The organism is Amycolatopsis vastitatis, from assembly GCF_002234595.1.
Classification (GTDB): domain Bacteria; phylum Actinomycetota; class Actinomycetes; order Mycobacteriales; family Pseudonocardiaceae; genus Amycolatopsis; species Amycolatopsis vastitatis.
In genome coordinates this window covers 182,268-197,713 of record NZ_NMUL01000031.1, presented here as the reverse complement: position 1 = coordinate 197,713, position 15,446 = coordinate 182,268, and the positions used below count along the sequence as shown (strand labels likewise).

Here is a 15,446-nt window from a genome sequence, read left to right as displayed (position 1 = left end):
CCGGTGATGCTATCGCTGGGCGGCAACCGTAGTGAATGACTCATTCATGTCGTCAGGCGACATGAATGAGTCATTCACGTCGCCTCACTCCAGCACCAGCAGGAGGTCACCGCCCTCGACCTGCTGCACGTTCGTGATCGCCAGCCTGCCCACCGTCCCGCCGGTGGACGCCGTGATCGACGCCTCCATCTTCATCGCCTCGATCGTCGCGACCGTCGCCCCGGCTTCGACCGTGTCGCCCTCGGCGACCTGCAGCGTCACCACGCCCGCGAACGGCGCCGCGACCTGCTTCGGGTTGCCCTTCTCGGCCTTCTCGGTCGCCGGGATGTCCGACGCGATCGAGCGGTCGCGGATCTGGATCGGGCGGAGCTGGCCGTTCAGGGTCGACATCACCGTGCGCATGCCGCGCTCGTCGGCCTCGCCGATCGCTTCCAGCTCGATGAGCAGCCGGACGCCCGGTTCGAGGTCGACCGCGTACTCCTCCCCCGGGCGCAGCCCGTAGAAGAAGTCCTTGCTCGGCAGCACCGACGTGTCGCCGTAGGCCTCGCGGTGTGCCTCGAACTCCTTGGTCGGGCCGGGGAACAGCAGCCGGTTGAGCGTCCGGCGCGGTTCCGCGGCGAGCGCGGAACGGTCCTCTTCGGACAGTTCGACGACCGGCTTGGCGGCCGCCCGGCCTTCGAGGGCCTTGGTGCGGAACGGCTCCGGCCAGCCGCCCGGCGGGTCGCCGAGCTCGCCGCGCAGGAAGCCGATCACCGAGTCGGGGATGTCGAACTTGTTCGGCTCCGCCTCGAAGTCGGCCGGGGAGACGCCCGCGCCGACCAGGTGCAGCGCGAGGTCGCCGACGACCTTGGACGACGGCGTCACCTTCACCAGGTGGCCGAGGATCTTGTCGGCCGCGGCGTACATCGCCTCGATGTCCTCGAACCGGTCGCCCAGGCCCAGCGCGATGGCCTGGGTGCGCAGGTTCGACAGCTGCCCGCCGGGGATTTCGTGGTGGTAGACGCGCCCGGTCGGCGACGCGAGCCCGGCCTCGAAGGGCGCGTAGATCTTGCGCACGCTCTCCCAGTACGGCTCCAGGTCCCCGATTGCCTGCAGGTCGAGGCCGGTGGTGCGGGCCGAGTGGTCAGTGGCCGCCACGATCGACGACAGCGACGGCTGCGACGTCGTGCCCGCCATCGACGACACCGCGCCGTCGACGGCGTCCGCGCCCGCGTTGATCGCCGCGAGGTAGGTGGCCAGCTGGCCGCCCGCGGTGTCGTGGGTGTGGATGTGCACCGGCAGGTCGAACTCCTTGCGCAGCGCGGTGACCAGCTTCGTCGCCGCGGGCGCGCGCAGCAGCCCGGCCATGTCCTTGATCGCCAGGACGTGCGCCCCGGCGCCGACGATCTGCTCGGCCAGCTTGAGGTAGTAGTCGAGCGTGTAGAGCTTCTCCCCCGGGTCCGACAGGTCCGAGGTGTAGCAGAGCGCCACCTCGGCGACGGCGGAGCCGGTCTCGCGGACGGCTTCGATGGCCGGGCGCATCTGTTCGACGTCGTTGAGCGCGTCGAAGATCCGGAAGATGTCGATGCCGGTCTTCGTCGCCTCCTGGACGAAGGAGTGCGTCACCTCGGTCGGATAAGGCGTGTACCCGACGGTGTTGCGCCCGCGCAGCAGCATCTGCAGGCAGATGTTCGGCACGGCCTCGCGCAGCGCCGCCAGCCGCTCCCACGGGTCCTCGGCGAGGAACCGCAGCGCGACGTCGTAGGTCGCGCCGCCCCAGCACTCCAGCGACAGCAGTTCCGGCAGCGTGTTCGCCACGACCGGGGCCGTCGCGAGGAGGTCCTTGGTGCGGACGCGGGTGGCGAGCAGCGACTGGTGCGCGTCGCGGAACGTCGTGTCGGTGACGCCGATGTGCGGCGACTTCCGCAGCCACTCGGCGAACCCGGCCGGGCCCAGCTCGACGAGCTTCTGCTTCGAGCCCGGTGCCGGCTGGGCGTCCTTCGGGATCTTGGGCAGCTTGAGCGTGGCGTCCGGGGTCTTCGGGCGCTCGCCGTTCGGCTTGTTGACCGTCTGGTCGGCGAGGTAGGTCAGCAGCCGCGTGCCGCGGTCGGCCGACTGCCGCGCGGTGAGCAGCTGCGGGCGCTCCTCGATGAACGACGTCGTGACGCGGCCGGCGCGGAAGTCCTCGTCGTCGAGAACCGCCTGCAGGAACGGGATGTTCGTCGCGACACCGCGGATGCGGAACTCGGCGACGGCGCGGCGCGCGCGGCCGACGGCGGTCTTGAAGTCCCGGCCGCGGCAGGTGAGCTTGACCAGCAGCGAGTCGAAGTGGGCGCTGATCTCGGTGCCGGAGAAGGCGGTGCCGCCGTCGAGCCGGATGCCCGAGCCACCCGGCGAGCGGTAGGCGGAGATCATCCCGGTGTCCGGGCGGAAGCCGTTGGCCGGGTCCTCGGTGGTGATGCGGCACTGCAGCGCGGCGCCGCGCAGGTAGATCTTGTCCTGGCTCAGGCCGAGGTCGGCGAGGGTCTCGCCGGAGGCGATCCGCAGCTGCGACTGCACGAGGTCGACGTCGGTGACCTCTTCGGTGACCGTGTGCTCGACCTGGATGCGCGGGTTCATCTCGATGAAGACGTGCTTGCCCTGCTTGTCGAGCAGGAACTCGACGGTGCCGGCGTTGCGGTAGCCGATCTGCCGGGCGAACTTGACGGCGTCGGCGCAGATGCGGTCGCGCAGCTCGGGGTCGAGGTTGGGCGCCGGGGCCAGCTCGACGACCTTCTGGTGGCGCCGCTGCACCGAGCAGTCGCGCTCGTAGAGGTGGATGACGTTGCCTTCGCCGTCGGCGAGGATCTGCACCTCGATGTGCCGCGGCTCGACGACGGCCTTCTCGAGGAAGACGGTCGGGTCGCCGAAGGCGGACTCGGCCTCGCGCGCGGCGGCCTCGATGGACTCGCGCAGCACGGCGGGGTCCTCGACACGGCGCATGCCGCGCCCGCCGCCGCCGGCGACGGCCTTGACGAACACCGGGAAGCCCAGCTCATCGGCCGCCGCGACCAGGGCGTCGACGTCGCTGGACGGTTCGGACGACCCGAGCACCGGCACGCCGGCCTCGCGCGCGGCCTTGACCGCGCGCGCCTTGTTGCCGGTGAGTTCGAGGATGTCGGCGCTCGGCCCGACGAAGGTGATGCCCGCTTCTTCGCACGCGCGCGCGAGATCGGGGTTCTCTGAGAGGAAGCCGTAACCGGGGTAGACGGCGTCGGCCCCGGCCTTCTTCGCCGCCGCGACGATCTCGTCGACCGAGAGGTAGGCGCGCACGGGGTGACCGGGTTCGCCGATCTCGTACGCCTCGTCGGCCTTCAGGCGGTGCAGGGAGTTGCGGTCTTCGTGCGGAAACACGGCAACGGTCCCCGCGCCCAGTTCGTAGCCGGCGCGGAACGCTCGGATCGCGATCTCCCCGCGGTTGGCCACCAGCACCTTGCGGAACATGCCCGGTCCTTCCCATTTGGATCGGTAAGTCAACGCACGTTACCCGGTTCTTCCCGCTCTGCGGGAGTTCAGTACCAGGTGATGGACATCATGCGCCGCGGAAGGGTTCGCCGGGGACCCGGCTGGGCAGCTTTTCAAGATCCGACGTAGAGCAGGCGGTTGGCGGTGCCGTCCGGGACGTCCTTGAGCGCGTCCGGTGTCGCCGCCTGAACAAGCGCTTGGTCCACCTGGTCGGGAGTGGCTTCGGGGTGCTGGGCGCGGTACAGCGCCGCCGCGCCCGCCGCGAACGCCGCCGCCATCGAGGTGCCGGACTCCGGGTTCGCGCCCGTGCCGCCCGCGACCGGGCCGGGGACGTCGACGCCGGGGGCGTACAGGTCGACGTCCTCGCCGAAGTTCGACGCCTTGTCCGGCCGGTCCTGGTCGTCGGTGGCGCCAACGGTCAGCGCCTCGGCCACCCGTCCCGGCGAGAACCCGCTCGCGTCGGCCTTCTCGCTGCCGGCAGGCACGGCGACCGGCACCACGGTGGCGAGCCGCCGCACGGCGGCGTCGAGCTGGTCGTTCGGCACCCCGCCGATGCCCAGGACGGCGACCGCGGGCTGCTGGGCGTTCTGCGCGACCCAGTCGATGCCGGCGATGATCTGGTCGGTGGCACCACCGCCATCCTTGTCGAGCACGCGCACGGGCACGATCTGAGCGCCCTTCGCTACGCCGTAGTCCTTGCCCGCGGCGATGCCGGCGAGGCGGGTGCCGTGGCCGTTGGTGTCGGTCGTGTCGGAGCCGCCGTTCAGGAAGTCCCGCCCGGGCGCGACCCGGCCCTGGAAGTCGGGGTGCTTGGCGTCGACACCGCTGTCGATCACGTAGATGGTGACGCCCGAGGCGTCGGTGGCGTAGTGGTAGGCGTGGTCGAGGCCGGTGCGCTGGTCGATCCGGTCCAGCCCCCACCCGGGCGGATCGGGCTGCACCCCGCCGGCCGCGACGGCCGGGGTCTGGCCGGCGAGTACGAGCGTCACCGCCGCTGCGGCAGGAAGGAACCTCATGATCGCCGTGGTACCCCGGGAGTGACGGGGCGACAACTCAGGGCTGTCGCCCGATCGGCTGATTCCGGGCCTGGACGGCCAGCACGACGGTGTCGATCGCCAGCAGCACGAGGGCCACCACGGCGATCGCCTGCCCGCCCAGCCCCAGGGAAGCCTCCTCGAAGACCGCGGCGAACGTCGGCGCCAGCACGCCCAGCAGGCCCGCGGTCCCGGCGGCCAGCACGGCGCAGCCGACCAGGCGTGGGCGAAGCACCACGGCGACGACGGGCACGGACACGGCCAGCAGAGCGCCGAGCAGGAAGTAGGCCGTCGCCCGGCCGGCGTCACTGGAGTCGTACGTGTTCAGGTCGACGAGCTGGACGATCCAGCCCACCGCGGCCGTCAGGCCGAGCACGATCGCCACCCACGCCGGCCAGCCGCGCACCGGCCCGGCACCCAGCGCGACCGCCCGGCTCCGCCCGAGCGCCGCCAGCGCACACGCCCCCGCGACCACCCAGGCGAGATGCGCGAGCAGCGCGAAGGTGTAGCCGGCTTTCAGCTCGGTGTCCCCTTGCTGGGAGAGAGCGATGGCTTCGCCGAGGAAGCGCAGCAGCCCGAACAGCGCGGCCAGCCCGGCGCCGAAGAGCAGCGCGGGACCGGTCCGTGACCTCGTCCCCGGCGCCAGCGTCAGGATCCCGGCGAGCAGGGCGCACGCGCCCACGACCAGGACGTAGGACTCCATGCCGGGCCGGTACTGGCTCAGCGAGTAGCCGTAGCGGTAGTTCATCGGCAGCCCGACCACCGCGAACACCGCGCCCGTGATCGCGAGCAGCCCGGCGAACCCGCCGACCGGATCCGCCGCGCGCGCCGTGGCGGCGGATTCCGGCGCCTCGGTTCCCCCGGCGCCCGGTCCGGGGTCCGCCGCGACCCCGCCCTCCGCCTCGGCGGCCGCCGGTTCGGTCAAGCGCCCCAATGTGGCGTTCGGTGCGTCCAGCGCACCCAATGTGGCGTTCGGTGCGTCCAACGCACCCAACGCCACATTGGGGCGTTCGGGCGGCTCCGGCACCGGCTTCACCTCAGGTTCGGCAGGTGACGGCTCGGGTTCCGCCGCCACGATCGGCTCGGGCCCGGGTTCCGCGACCGCCTCCGGCTCCGGGACCGGCAGGGCCTCGATCTCCACCGCGACCACCGCGTCCCCGGTCGGCCCGGTCACCACGACGTTCCCGCGCCGCGTCCCCGACGCCCCGGCCGTGACCGCCAGTTCCGCTCCCGCATCCGTCTCGGTCACCCGGATCCACGCGTGCGAAGCCTCGAACCGCGCTTCCCGCGCCACCGGCGGCCCCACCGCGCGGACCACCGCGGCCGCGACCTCCCCCGGCGGTGCGGAAAGCCGTACCGAAGACACGTCCGCCCGCACGACCGCGGAGCGGAGTGCGTCCGCTGCCGCCGCCGCGACGTGCTCGATGTCCGTCGAGGCCATCACCTTCAGCGCCTCGAACGCGCCCAACGCCACCGGCAGGTTCGAACTCGACAACCGCCGGCGAAGCTCCGCCACCGCGCCCAGGCGCGTGAACGGGTTCTCCGCCGCGATCGCCGCCGACAGGTCGGCCGGGATCGGGGACGGCTTGATCCGGCGCCGCCTGCTCTTCGCCAGGTACAGCTCGCCCTGCATCTCGATGTCGCGGCTCGGCGTCTGCTTCGGGTTGCGCTCGCGCACGCGGTCGAACAGGTACTCATACAGCTCGCCCAGCGCGATCCAGCCGTCCTCGTCGCGGTCGGCCTCGCCCGTGCGCAGGCCCTCCACCAGCGCCGACGTGAACACCGACGGCTGGGCGGGCTGGCCCTCGGCCAGCCGCGCGCCCTCGAAGGCGTACTCGATCGAGTTCGACGCCGTGATGACGGCCCGGCCGCGGCCGCCGCGGAAGCTGTCGAGGACGTTCGCGTCGCCCGACGACCGCACCGCCACGCCCTGCCCGAACGCCCCGCCGTAACAGCAGTCCAGCAGCAGGACGATGCTGCGCGAGCGGCTCTGCCGGATGCACTGCTGCACGAAGTCCGCGGGCACGGCCGTCGACCGGAGCCGGTCGGGCCGGGTGTTGCGGGCGGCGAAGTACAGCCCGCCCGAGTCGTCCTTGAGGCCGTGGCACGAGAAGTGCAGCAGCAGGACGTCGTCGGGCCTGCCCTCGGCGCAGAGGTCCTCGATCTCCGCCTCGACGGCGTGGGCGGTCTCGTTGCGGACGACCCGGACGTCGAAGTCGCTGATGGTCCGGTCGGCCAGGACCCCGGCCAGGGCATCGGCGTCCGCCGCGGGCGAGCCCAGCTGCTGGAGTCCCGCGTTGTCGTACTCGCCGTTGGCGACGATCAGCGCCCGCCTCCGCCCGGCCATACCGGTAGGAAACGCCCACACCGGCCATTACGGCAATCGGCCGAACGGGCACACCTACCCGGCGTCGCCCCCGAAAATCGTTTCCTGCTTTTCCAGGCAGACGGCGGCGTCGAACGCGGCCGCCACCTCCACCGGCACGGAAGTGTGCGCGTGCCGGATGCTCGCGGCCGCGGGGCGCTCGACCAGGCACGGCGCCCGATCGGCGAGCGCCGCCTCGACGCTGCCTTCCGCCGGGTCCCCGAGGGCCTGCTCGAACATCCGGAACCCGAGCGGCGCGGCTTCGTCCGGGACGAGCCCGGTGGTCGTCCCGGAAACGGCCGTGAGCGCGAGCGCGAAATAGCGATCGCCCAGTTCCGCGGCCAGGTGAGTGCCCGCCGACGGCATCGTCATGCCGGGCATCGGCGAGAACGGCACGCGCTGGAGGTGTCCGTTGTGGAGCATCAGCACGATCTTCTCGGCCGGGAACCGCCGCCGCAGCAACCGCACGGTGGCCGCCATGTACGTGTCCCGCGACGAACTCTGCGGCTCGGGCGCACGGCCCGCCATCAGCGCGTCCAGCTCCCGCAGGTACAGGTCGACGCGCAGGGCGCCTTCCGCGTGATGCGCGGCCACCTCGCCGTATACCGGCAGCGACTCCACGTGTCCCTTGAGGACGGTCAACGCGCTCGTCGCCGCGTCCCGCGCTTCCGGGCTCATTTCCCGGTACCGAGCCGGAGCGACCGCGCTGCTCACCGACGCGTACGGCTCGCACGCGGCGATGGCAATGTCCACAAGGGACACATTGGCCGGGTCCACGCGCAGGACGAATTCGCGGACGGCCCGCAGCGCGGGCACCGGCGAACCCGCCGAACCCGGCACGTCGAGCCCGAAGAACCGCACGCCACGGCCACGTAGCCAGGTCAGCATCTCGTGCACCTCGGCCGAGTCGCCGAGGCCGAAGGTGAAGCCGTCGTGGGCGATGTCGGCGACGTCGCCGTCGCCACCCCGCAGCCAGTCGTCGACCAGGCGCCCCTCGGGGAACCCGCCTTCGAACCCGAGGACGGTGAACCCGCGCTCGGTGACGAGGTGGCGCAGGAGGCGGTCGCGCAGCACGCCGAACTCGCGGATGTGATGGTTGTTCTCGCCGATGGCGACGACCTCGGCGTCGCCGATCAGATCGGCGATTTCGGCAACGTCGACGGGTCCTGTCATACTGGGCACACTAACGCAACAGGAGTAGCAGTTGGCAACCGAGATTTCCGGGACGAAGCGTCCGGGCGGCCGCACCGAGCGGACCCGCCTCGCCGCGCTCGACGCCACCCTCGCGCTGCTCGGCGAACGCGGGTACGCGGAGCTGACCGTCGAGGCGGTCGCCGAACGCTCCGGCGTGCACAAGACGACGCTGTACCGCCGCTGGGAGTCCGCCGAAGGCCTGGTCGCGGCGGCCCTGCTGATGGGCGCCGAGCAGGAGTGGGCCGTGCCGGACACCGGCTCCCTCGAAGGCGACCTGCGCGCCGTCAACCTGGAACTGGTGCGCTACTTCACCACCCCGGGCGAGCGTGAGCTGCCCACGGCGTCGATCTCGGCGGCGTTCCTCTCCCCGCGCGCGGCCGAGGCCCTGCGCGAGTTCTACGTCGACCGCCACGCCCGTTCGGCGGCCGCCGTGACCCGGGCGATCGAGCGCGGCGAAGTCCCGCCCGGCACCGATCCGGTGGAGGCGGTGCGCGTGGCCTGCGGGCCGATCTTCTACCGCCTGTTCGTGTCCCGGGAAGGCGTCACGCCGGCGGACGCGGGAGTCGCCGCCGCCGCGGCCGCCGCGGCCGCGAAAGCCGGCGTGTTCACGGCAACGAACGGCGGTACCGCATCTCCTCCAGCGTGACGCGCCCCTCGTCGATCGTCTCGGTCTGGCGGGCGCCGTCGTCCACCCAGCCTTGCCGGACGTAGAAGGCCTTCGCCCGCTCGTTCGTCGCCAGCACCCACAGGACGGCGCTGTCGCCGGAGAGCTCTTCGACGACCCGGTCGTGCAGCAGCCGGCCGAGTCCCCGTCCCCAGTACTCGGGCAGCAGGTAGAGCGCGTAGAGCTGCCCGGGGCCGAAGGCCGCGAACCCGGCGACGACGCCCTCGTCTTCGACGACCAGGACCCGGCCCGGAATGGCGGGGTCGCCGATGCGCCGGGCCCACGACGCCGCGCGCGCCTCGGCCGAGAGACGGGCCAGGAACTCCTCCGGCAGCAGCCCCGCGTACGCCGCCCGCCAGGACGCCACGTGGATCTCGCCGATCGCCGGTGCGTCGGCCACCGTGGCGGCGCGGACGGCGATCAGCTCTTCTCCAGGTACTCCGCGCGGTCGACGTCGACGACGTCGGCGACCATGAGCGCCAGGCCGCGGTACTTCTTCAGCTCCGGGTCCTTTTCGACGATCTCCTGCGCGCTGGCCCGCGACGCGGCGATGACGTCCTCGTCCCGCAGCAGCGACAGCAGCTTGAGCGTGGACCGCTTCCCGGACTGCGCGGCGCCGAGGATGTCGCCTTCACGGCGCAGTTCGAGGTCCAGACGGGACAGTTCGAAGCCGTCGGTGGTCGATTCGACCGCCGCCAGCCGCTCGCGGGTCGCCGTGCCGTCGAGGGTCTCGGTGACCAGCAGGCACAGCCCCGGCACGCTGCCCCGGCCGACGCGGCCGCGCAGCTGGTGCAGCTGGCTGACGCCGAACCGGTCGGCGTCCATGATCACCATCGCGGTCGCGTTCGGCACGTTGACGCCGACCTCGATGACCGTCGTGGCCACCAGGACGTCGAGCTTCCCCGCCGAGAACGCCCGCATCACGGCGTCCTTGTCGTCGGGCGGCATCCGGCCGTGCAGCACGCCGATCTTCAGGCCCTGCAGCGGGCCGTTTTCCAGCTCGGGCGCGACCTCCAGGACGGCGAGGGGCGGCCGCTTGTCGCTCTTGTCCGACGGCGGCTCGTCGCCGATCCGCGGGCACACGACGTACGCCTGGTGGCCCTTGCCGACCTCTTCCCGGACCCGTTGCCAGATCCGCTCGAACCAGGCCGGTTTTTCGGCGACCGGCACCACGGTCGTCTTGATCGGCGACCGCCCGACCGGCATCTCGCGCAGCGCGGACACCTCCAGGTCGCCGTACACGGTCATCGCGACCGTGCGCGGGATCGGCGTCGCGGTCATGACGAGCACGTGCGGGCTGGTGTCACCCGCCCCGCGGGTGCGCAGCGCGTCCCGCTGCTCGACGCCGAAGCGGTGCTGCTCGTCGACGACGGCGAGGCCGAGGTCGGCGAACTCGACGTGGTCCTGGATCAGCGCGTGCGTGCCGACGACGATGCCGGCCTCCCCGCTGACGATCTCCAGCAGTGCCTTCTTGCGCTCCTTCGCGCCCATCGACCCGGTGAGCAGCGTGACGCGGGTGGCGTTCTCCGCGGCGCCCAGCTCGCCCGCCTGGCCGAGGTCGCCGAGCATCTCGCGCAGCGACCGCGCGTGCTGCGCGGCGAGGACCTCGGTCGGCGCGAGCATCGCGGCCTGCCGCCCGTTGTCGACGACCTGCAGCATCGCCCGCAGCGCGACGACCGTCTTGCCCGAGCCGACCTCGCCCTGCAGCAGCCGGTTCATCGGGTGCTCCGAGGCCAGGTCCGCGGCGATCTCGTCGCCGATCCCCCGCTGGCCCGCGGTCAGGTCGAAGGGCAGCCGCTTGTCGAAGGCGTCCATCAGGCCGCCGCCGACGTGCGGGTTCGCCTTGGCCGGCCGTGAGATGGCCGAGTGCCGCCGTTGCGCGAAGATCAGCTGCACGGCCAGGGCCTCGTCCCACTTGAGCCGCTTCTTCGACGCCTCCAGGTGCGCCCAGTTCTCCGGGCGGTGGATGCCGCGCAGCGCGTTGTCGAGGTCGGCCAGGCGGTGCAGGCGCCGCAGGTCCGCGGGCATCGGGTCCTCGTCGACCTCGAGGACGTCGAGGACCTGGCGCACGCACTTGCCGATCGACCACGACGGCATGCCCTGCGCCGCCGGGTACACCGGGATGATCGCGGCGAGGAAGTCGTCCATCGCCTCGTCCGCGTTCTCCGCGTCGAGCAGCTCGTACTCGGGGTTGGTCAGCTGCAGGGTGTCGCGGAAGGCGGAGACCTTGCCGGCGAACAGGCCGGTCTTGCCGGGGACCAGTTCCTTCTCCCGCCACGCCTGGTTGAAGAAGGCGCAGGTGAGCCGGCGTTTCCCGTCGGTGATCACCATGTCGAGGATGGTCCCGTTGCGGGACTTCATCCGGCGCTTGCTCACCTTCTCGATCCGCGCCATCACCGTGGCGTGCTCGCCGAGCTCGAGGCCCGCGATGTCGGTGAGCTCGCCGCGCTCGGCGTAGCGGCGTGGGTAGTGGCGCAGCAGGTCGCTGACCGTCTCGATGTCCAACGCCGTGGCGAGCGCCTTCGCCGTCTTGGCGCCCAGCAGCAACGGCAGCTTGTCGCGCAACCCGGCCATTCGCTATTCGACTCCCATCAGCAGCACGGCGTCGGCCTGGCCACTGGCGTAGCCGGCCAGTTCCACCTCCGGGTGCTCCACCCGCAGCTGCTCCGCGAGCTCTTCGGCGACCCCGGGCGGGGCGGCGGCTCCGCTCAGCACCGTCACCAGCTCCCCGCCGAGCGCCAGCATCCGGTTCAGCACCTTCATCGCGGCCGCGACCAGGTTCGTCTCGGACGCGGGCGCGGGCTCGATCAGCACCACTTCGTCGTCGACCAGGCCGACCACGTCGCCGGACTGGGCCCGGCCCACCCAGGTTAGCGACTCCTCCTGCGCGATCCGCAGTTCGCCACGCCTGGTCGCGGCGGCCGCTTCGGCCATCGCGACGACGTCGTCGTTGGTGCGGCGCCCGGCGTCGTGCACGGCGAGGGCGGCCATGACCTGCACCGGCGACGCGCACGGGATGACCACGACGTCCCGGTCGGCGGCCATCGCGTGCCCGGCGGCGGTGTCGGCCGCGGTGGTGAGCGCGACGCTGCCCGGGAGCACGGTGACGTGCCGTCCGGCGGCCTCGTTGAGCAGGCCGATCATGTCCTCGACGCTCGGCGTCTCGCCTTCGGGCACGGCCAGCACCGGGATGCTTTCGGCCCGCAGCAGCTCGGCCAGTGCGCCGCCGTGGACGACGGCGACGACGGTGCGGTCGATCCCGCCCCCGGGCTCGATCGGAGTCGGCGTGAGCAGCGGCTCGACGCGGATCTTGCGCGGGCGGCCCAGCGCGAGGCCGGCCTCGATGGCGGCGCCGATGTCGGCGCAGTGGACGTGCACGGCGTGGCTGCCGGAGCCGTCGCCGGCCACGGTGACGCTGTCGCCGAGGCCGCTCAGCTCCTTGCGCAGGGTCGGCAGGCTCGCCTCGTCGACGCCGTCGAGGAGGTACATGACCTCCCAGGCGTAGGCCTCCGGCAGTTCGGTGTGGACCTCGAGGGCGTGCTCCTGCTCCAGAGGCACGCCGGTGAGCACGCCGACCAGCGCGTCGAGCACCGCGACGAGCCCGCGCGCGCCCGCGTCGACGACTCCGGCCCTGGCCAGCGCGGGCAGCTGCTCGGGCGTCTTTTCCAGGGCGTGCGCGGCCTCTTTCGCGGCTTTTGCCGCGATTTCCCCCAGGGGGCTGGTGTCGCCGCGCACCGCCGTGGCGACGGCGTGCAGGACGGTCAGGATGGTCCCGGCGACCGGGCGGCTGACGGCGCCGGTGGCGACCTCGTCGGCGTGCCCCAGCGCCCGGGCCAGCCAGGGGCCGTCCAGCTCGCCTTCGGCCTTGTCGGCCAGCCCGCGCACGACCTGGGACAGGATCACCCCGGAGTTGCCCTTGGCCGAGGCGACCGCGCCCCGCGCGAGGATCTTCAGCGCGTCGGCGGCGTCACCCGGGGTTGCTCCGGAGAGTTCCCGGGCCGCGCCGGTCATGGTGAAGAGCATGTTGGAGCCGGTGTCGGAGTCGGCGACGGGGTAGACGTTGATCTCGTCGATGGCCGGCCGCAGGCTCGCGAGACTGTGCACACAGCCCGCCGCCCAGGCCGACACCGCCGCCGCGTCCAGCACCCGCACCCCGTAACCTCCTGACCGGTCCGAGGCAGCGTATCGACCCGGTGCGGGGCCTCGCGAAGCCAGTAGTTACTATGGTCGAGTTGCCCAGTGCATCTGGGCTCATTTCTATGACCCAGATCCAAAGGAGTTCGACGTGGCTGCCGTGTGCGACGTCTGTGGCAAGGGACCCGGCTTCGGCAAGTCGGTCTCGCACTCCCACCGCCGTACCAACCGCCGGTGGAACCCGAACATCCAGACCGTCCACGCCAAGGTGGGTGTGTCCCAGCGCAAGCGCCTGAACGTGTGCACCTCGTGCATCAAGGCGGGCAAGGTCGTTCGCGGCTGAGGCGAGAAGAGTTCGAATGGCGGGTGCTCCTCGGAGCACCCGCCATTTTCATGTGGTCACCTCATGCGCCCCAATGTGGCGTTGGTTGCGTCCAACGCACCCAATGTGGCGTTCGGTGCGTCAGACGCACCGAACGCCACATTGGGGCGCTTGGGACCTACTTCAGGAACTCCGTCAGCAACGGCTTGAGCGCCTCCGGGAACTGCAGCACCCCGTGGTCCTGCCCGTCCAAGGTCTCGTGCCGGGCGCCCGGCACCGCCGCGGCCGCCGCACGGGCGCCCGACTGGAGTGCCTCGTCGCTCGCGCCGCCGCCGATCACCAGCGTCGGTGCCGTGATGCGGGCCAGGTTCTCCGTGCGCGGGCGAGCCTCCGGGCCGCAGATCGCCAGGTCGTACGGCAGCGTGTGCGCCAGCGCCGTGAACCAGCCCCACACCGGGGCCTGCTTCATCCCCTCGATCATCTCCGCCGGAGTCCCCGCGACCTGCAGGAACGTCGCCACCGCGCCGTCGCGGTCACCGGCCGCGAGCTGCGCGCGCACCTTGTCCCCCACGTCCGCCCGCGGGTGCTCGTCGGTCGCGTACGGCGGCTCGTACGCCACCACGCGATCGATCGCCAGACCTGCGGCCGCCGCCTCCAGGGCCAGCACCGCGCCCGATGAGTGGCCGAAGACCGACGCCGTCCCGCCCACCTGGGCGATCAGCGCGGCGATGTCCTCGATCTCGCGCTCCATCGCATACTCGGCCGAGTCGCCGGAGTCACCGCGGCCCCGGCGGTCGTAGACGATCGTCGTGAAGTCGCCGGCCAGGACCTCGGCCAGGCCCACCGTGGTCGTCCGGTCGTTGAACGCGCCGCCGACGAGGATCACCGGCGCGCCCGAACCTCGCTGCTCGAAGAAGATCGACGTGCCGTCGGCCGAAGTGACGTTCATGCTTCCTCCAAAGGTTTACCCCTGGTCGGAGCCGTCACGCGGTTCCGGACACCGATCGTCAGGGAAGTTTCCAGTCGACCGGTGCCGCGCCCTGCTGCTCCAGCAGCTGGTTGGCCCGGCTGAACGGCCGCGAACCGAAGAAGCCGTTGTGCGCCGAGAGCGGGCTGGGGTGCGCCGACTCGATGCACGGGACGTCGCCCAGCATCGGACGCAGGTTGCGCGCGTTGCGGCCCCACAGGATCGCCACCATCGGCTCCGACCGCGCGGCCAGGGCCTTGATCGCCTGTTCGGTGACCTCTTCCCAGCCCTTGCCCTGGTGCGAGTTCGACTTGCCCGGCTGCACGGTGAGCGCCCTGTTGAGCAGCAGCACGCCCTGGTCGGCCCACGGCGTCAGGTCGCCGTTGGACGGCAGCGGGTGGCCGAGGTCTTCGGTGTACTCCTTGTAGATGTTGACCAGGCTCTTCGGGATCGGCCGGACGTCCGGCGCCACCGAGAAGCTCAGGCCCACCGCGTGCCCGGGCGTCGGGTACGGGTCCTGGCCGACGATCAGCACCCGGACGTCGTGGAACGGCTGCTTGAACGCCCGGAGCACGTGTTCACCCGCCGGCAGGTAAGTCCGGCCCGCGGCGATCTCCGCGCGGAGGAACTCCCCCATCGCGGCGACCTGCGGCGCCACCGGTTCGAGGGCTTGCGCCCAGCCTGCCTCGACGATGTCCTGCAGCGGTCGTGCGGTCACGGCGCGCAAGCCTACCGGGCGTGGCCGACGTCACCCGAGCGGGTCGAGCCGCCGCAGCTCGGTCCGGAACCGGCGCGCCCGCTCGACGTAGGAATCCACCACGAGGGCGATGTTTTCCGCGCTGAACGACGTGTTCGCCCGCGTCTTCCCCGGCACGCCCAGCGCGATTTCCCCGGTCTTCACGTGCGAGCCGTACGACAGGACCGCGCCCGCGCCGACCATGCCGCCGTCCTCGATCACCGAGCCGTTCAGCACCACCGCGCCCGAGGCGATCAGGCAGCCGGTGCCGATCGTCGCGCCCTCGACGTGCACCGCGTGCCCGATCGCCGACGACGGCCCGAGGATCGTCGGGTGGCGTTCGGTGCAGTGCAGGACGCAGCCGTCCTGGACGTTCGAACGCTCGCCGATCTCGATGTACCCGTGGTCGCCGCGCAGGACCGTCTGCGGCCACACCGACGCGTGCGCGCCGATCCGGACGTCGCCGATCACCGTTGCGTCCGGGTGGACGTAGGCGCCGGGGTGGATCGTCGGCTCGAGCGAACCGAGTGCGTAGATCGGCATGCCG

At 72.0% G+C, this 15,446-nt stretch carries 12 protein-coding genes; 2 read left to right on the top strand and 10 right to left on the bottom strand.

The window, feature by feature from the left end:
• Nucleotides 1–84 precede the first annotated feature (84 nt).
• The 4 genes from CF165_RS29245 to CF165_RS29230 form a co-directional block, all read right to left on the bottom strand.
• Nucleotides 85–3,462 carry a pyruvate carboxylase gene (locus CF165_RS29245; protein WP_093950801.1) on the bottom strand — a complete coding sequence of 1,126 codons (3,378 nt, stop codon included), beginning with the start codon at nt 3,460–3,462 and terminating at the stop codon, nt 85–87.
• A gap of 134 nt (nt 3,463–3,596) precedes the next feature.
• The gene (locus tag CF165_RS29240) at nt 3,597–4,499 is read right to left on the bottom strand and encodes a S8 family peptidase (protein ID WP_093950800.1); all 903 of its coding nucleotides are present in this window, start codon (nt 4,497–4,499) and stop codon (nt 3,597–3,599) included.
• A 37-nt stretch (nt 4,500–4,536) separates the two neighbouring features.
• Complete coding sequence (locus CF165_RS29235) at nt 4,537–6,864, bottom strand: caspase family protein (protein ID WP_205661004.1); 2,328 nt, start codon at nt 6,862–6,864, stop codon at nt 4,537–4,539.
• Nucleotides 6,865–6,918: 54 nt separating this feature from the next.
• A complete protein-coding gene (locus CF165_RS29230; RefSeq protein WP_093950799.1) occupies nt 6,919–8,055 on the bottom strand; it encodes an erythromycin esterase family protein in 1,137 nt (378 codons plus the stop codon).
• A 31-nt stretch (nt 8,056–8,086) separates the two neighbouring features.
• Here CF165_RS29230 and CF165_RS29225 point away from each other — a divergent pair, with 31 nt between their 5' ends.
• Nucleotides 8,087–8,722: a TetR/AcrR family transcriptional regulator gene (locus tag CF165_RS29225; RefSeq protein ID WP_093950798.1), complete on the top strand. Its 636-nt coding sequence runs from the start codon at nt 8,087–8,089 to the stop codon at nt 8,720–8,722.
• Here the strand turns inward: CF165_RS29225 and CF165_RS29220 are convergent.
• Genes CF165_RS29220 through CF165_RS29210 form a run of 3 tightly spaced genes read right to left on the bottom strand, consistent with a single transcriptional unit; the run spans nt 8,682 to nt 12,892 of the window.
• On the bottom strand, nt 8,682–9,140 hold the full coding sequence (locus CF165_RS29220; protein WP_439098524.1) for a GNAT family N-acetyltransferase: 459 nt from the start codon (nt 9,138–9,140) through the stop codon (nt 8,682–8,684). The genes CF165_RS29225 and CF165_RS29220 overlap by 41 nt on opposite strands.
• Before the next feature lie 20 nt (nt 9,141–9,160).
• On the bottom strand, nt 9,161–11,314 hold the full coding sequence (gene recG, locus CF165_RS29215) for an ATP-dependent DNA helicase RecG (RefSeq protein WP_093950796.1): 2,154 nt from the start codon (nt 11,312–11,314) through the stop codon (nt 9,161–9,163).
• A gap of 3 nt (nt 11,315–11,317) precedes the next feature.
• Nucleotides 11,318–12,892, bottom strand: coding sequence for a DAK2 domain-containing protein (locus CF165_RS29210; RefSeq protein WP_093950795.1), 1,575 nt, complete (start codon nt 12,890–12,892; stop codon nt 11,318–11,320).
• 133 nt (nt 12,893–13,025) lie between these two features.
• Here CF165_RS29210 and rpmB point away from each other — a divergent pair, with 133 nt between their 5' ends.
• Nucleotides 13,026–13,217 carry a 50S ribosomal protein L28 gene (rpmB, locus tag CF165_RS29205; protein WP_003091970.1) on the top strand — a complete coding sequence of 64 codons (192 nt, stop codon included), beginning with the start codon at nt 13,026–13,028 and terminating at the stop codon, nt 13,215–13,217.
• Nucleotides 13,218–13,374: 157 nt separating this feature from the next.
• Here rpmB and CF165_RS29200 read toward each other — a convergent pair whose 3' ends face one another.
• From CF165_RS29200 to CF165_RS29190, 3 genes are read right to left on the bottom strand one after another with little or no spacing between them, the layout of a single operon-like run.
• On the bottom strand, nt 13,375–14,145 hold the full coding sequence (locus CF165_RS29200) for an alpha/beta fold hydrolase (RefSeq protein ID WP_093950794.1): 771 nt from the start codon (nt 14,143–14,145) through the stop codon (nt 13,375–13,377).
• A gap of 58 nt (nt 14,146–14,203) precedes the next feature.
• On the bottom strand, nt 14,204–14,881 hold the full coding sequence (locus CF165_RS29195) for a uracil-DNA glycosylase (RefSeq protein WP_093950793.1): 678 nt from the start codon (nt 14,879–14,881) through the stop codon (nt 14,204–14,206).
• 30 nt (nt 14,882–14,911) lie between these two features.
• On the bottom strand, nt 14,912–15,442 hold the full coding sequence (locus CF165_RS29190) for a gamma carbonic anhydrase family protein (RefSeq protein ID WP_093950792.1): 531 nt from the start codon (nt 15,440–15,442) through the stop codon (nt 14,912–14,914).
• Nucleotides 15,443–15,446 lie beyond the last annotated feature (4 nt).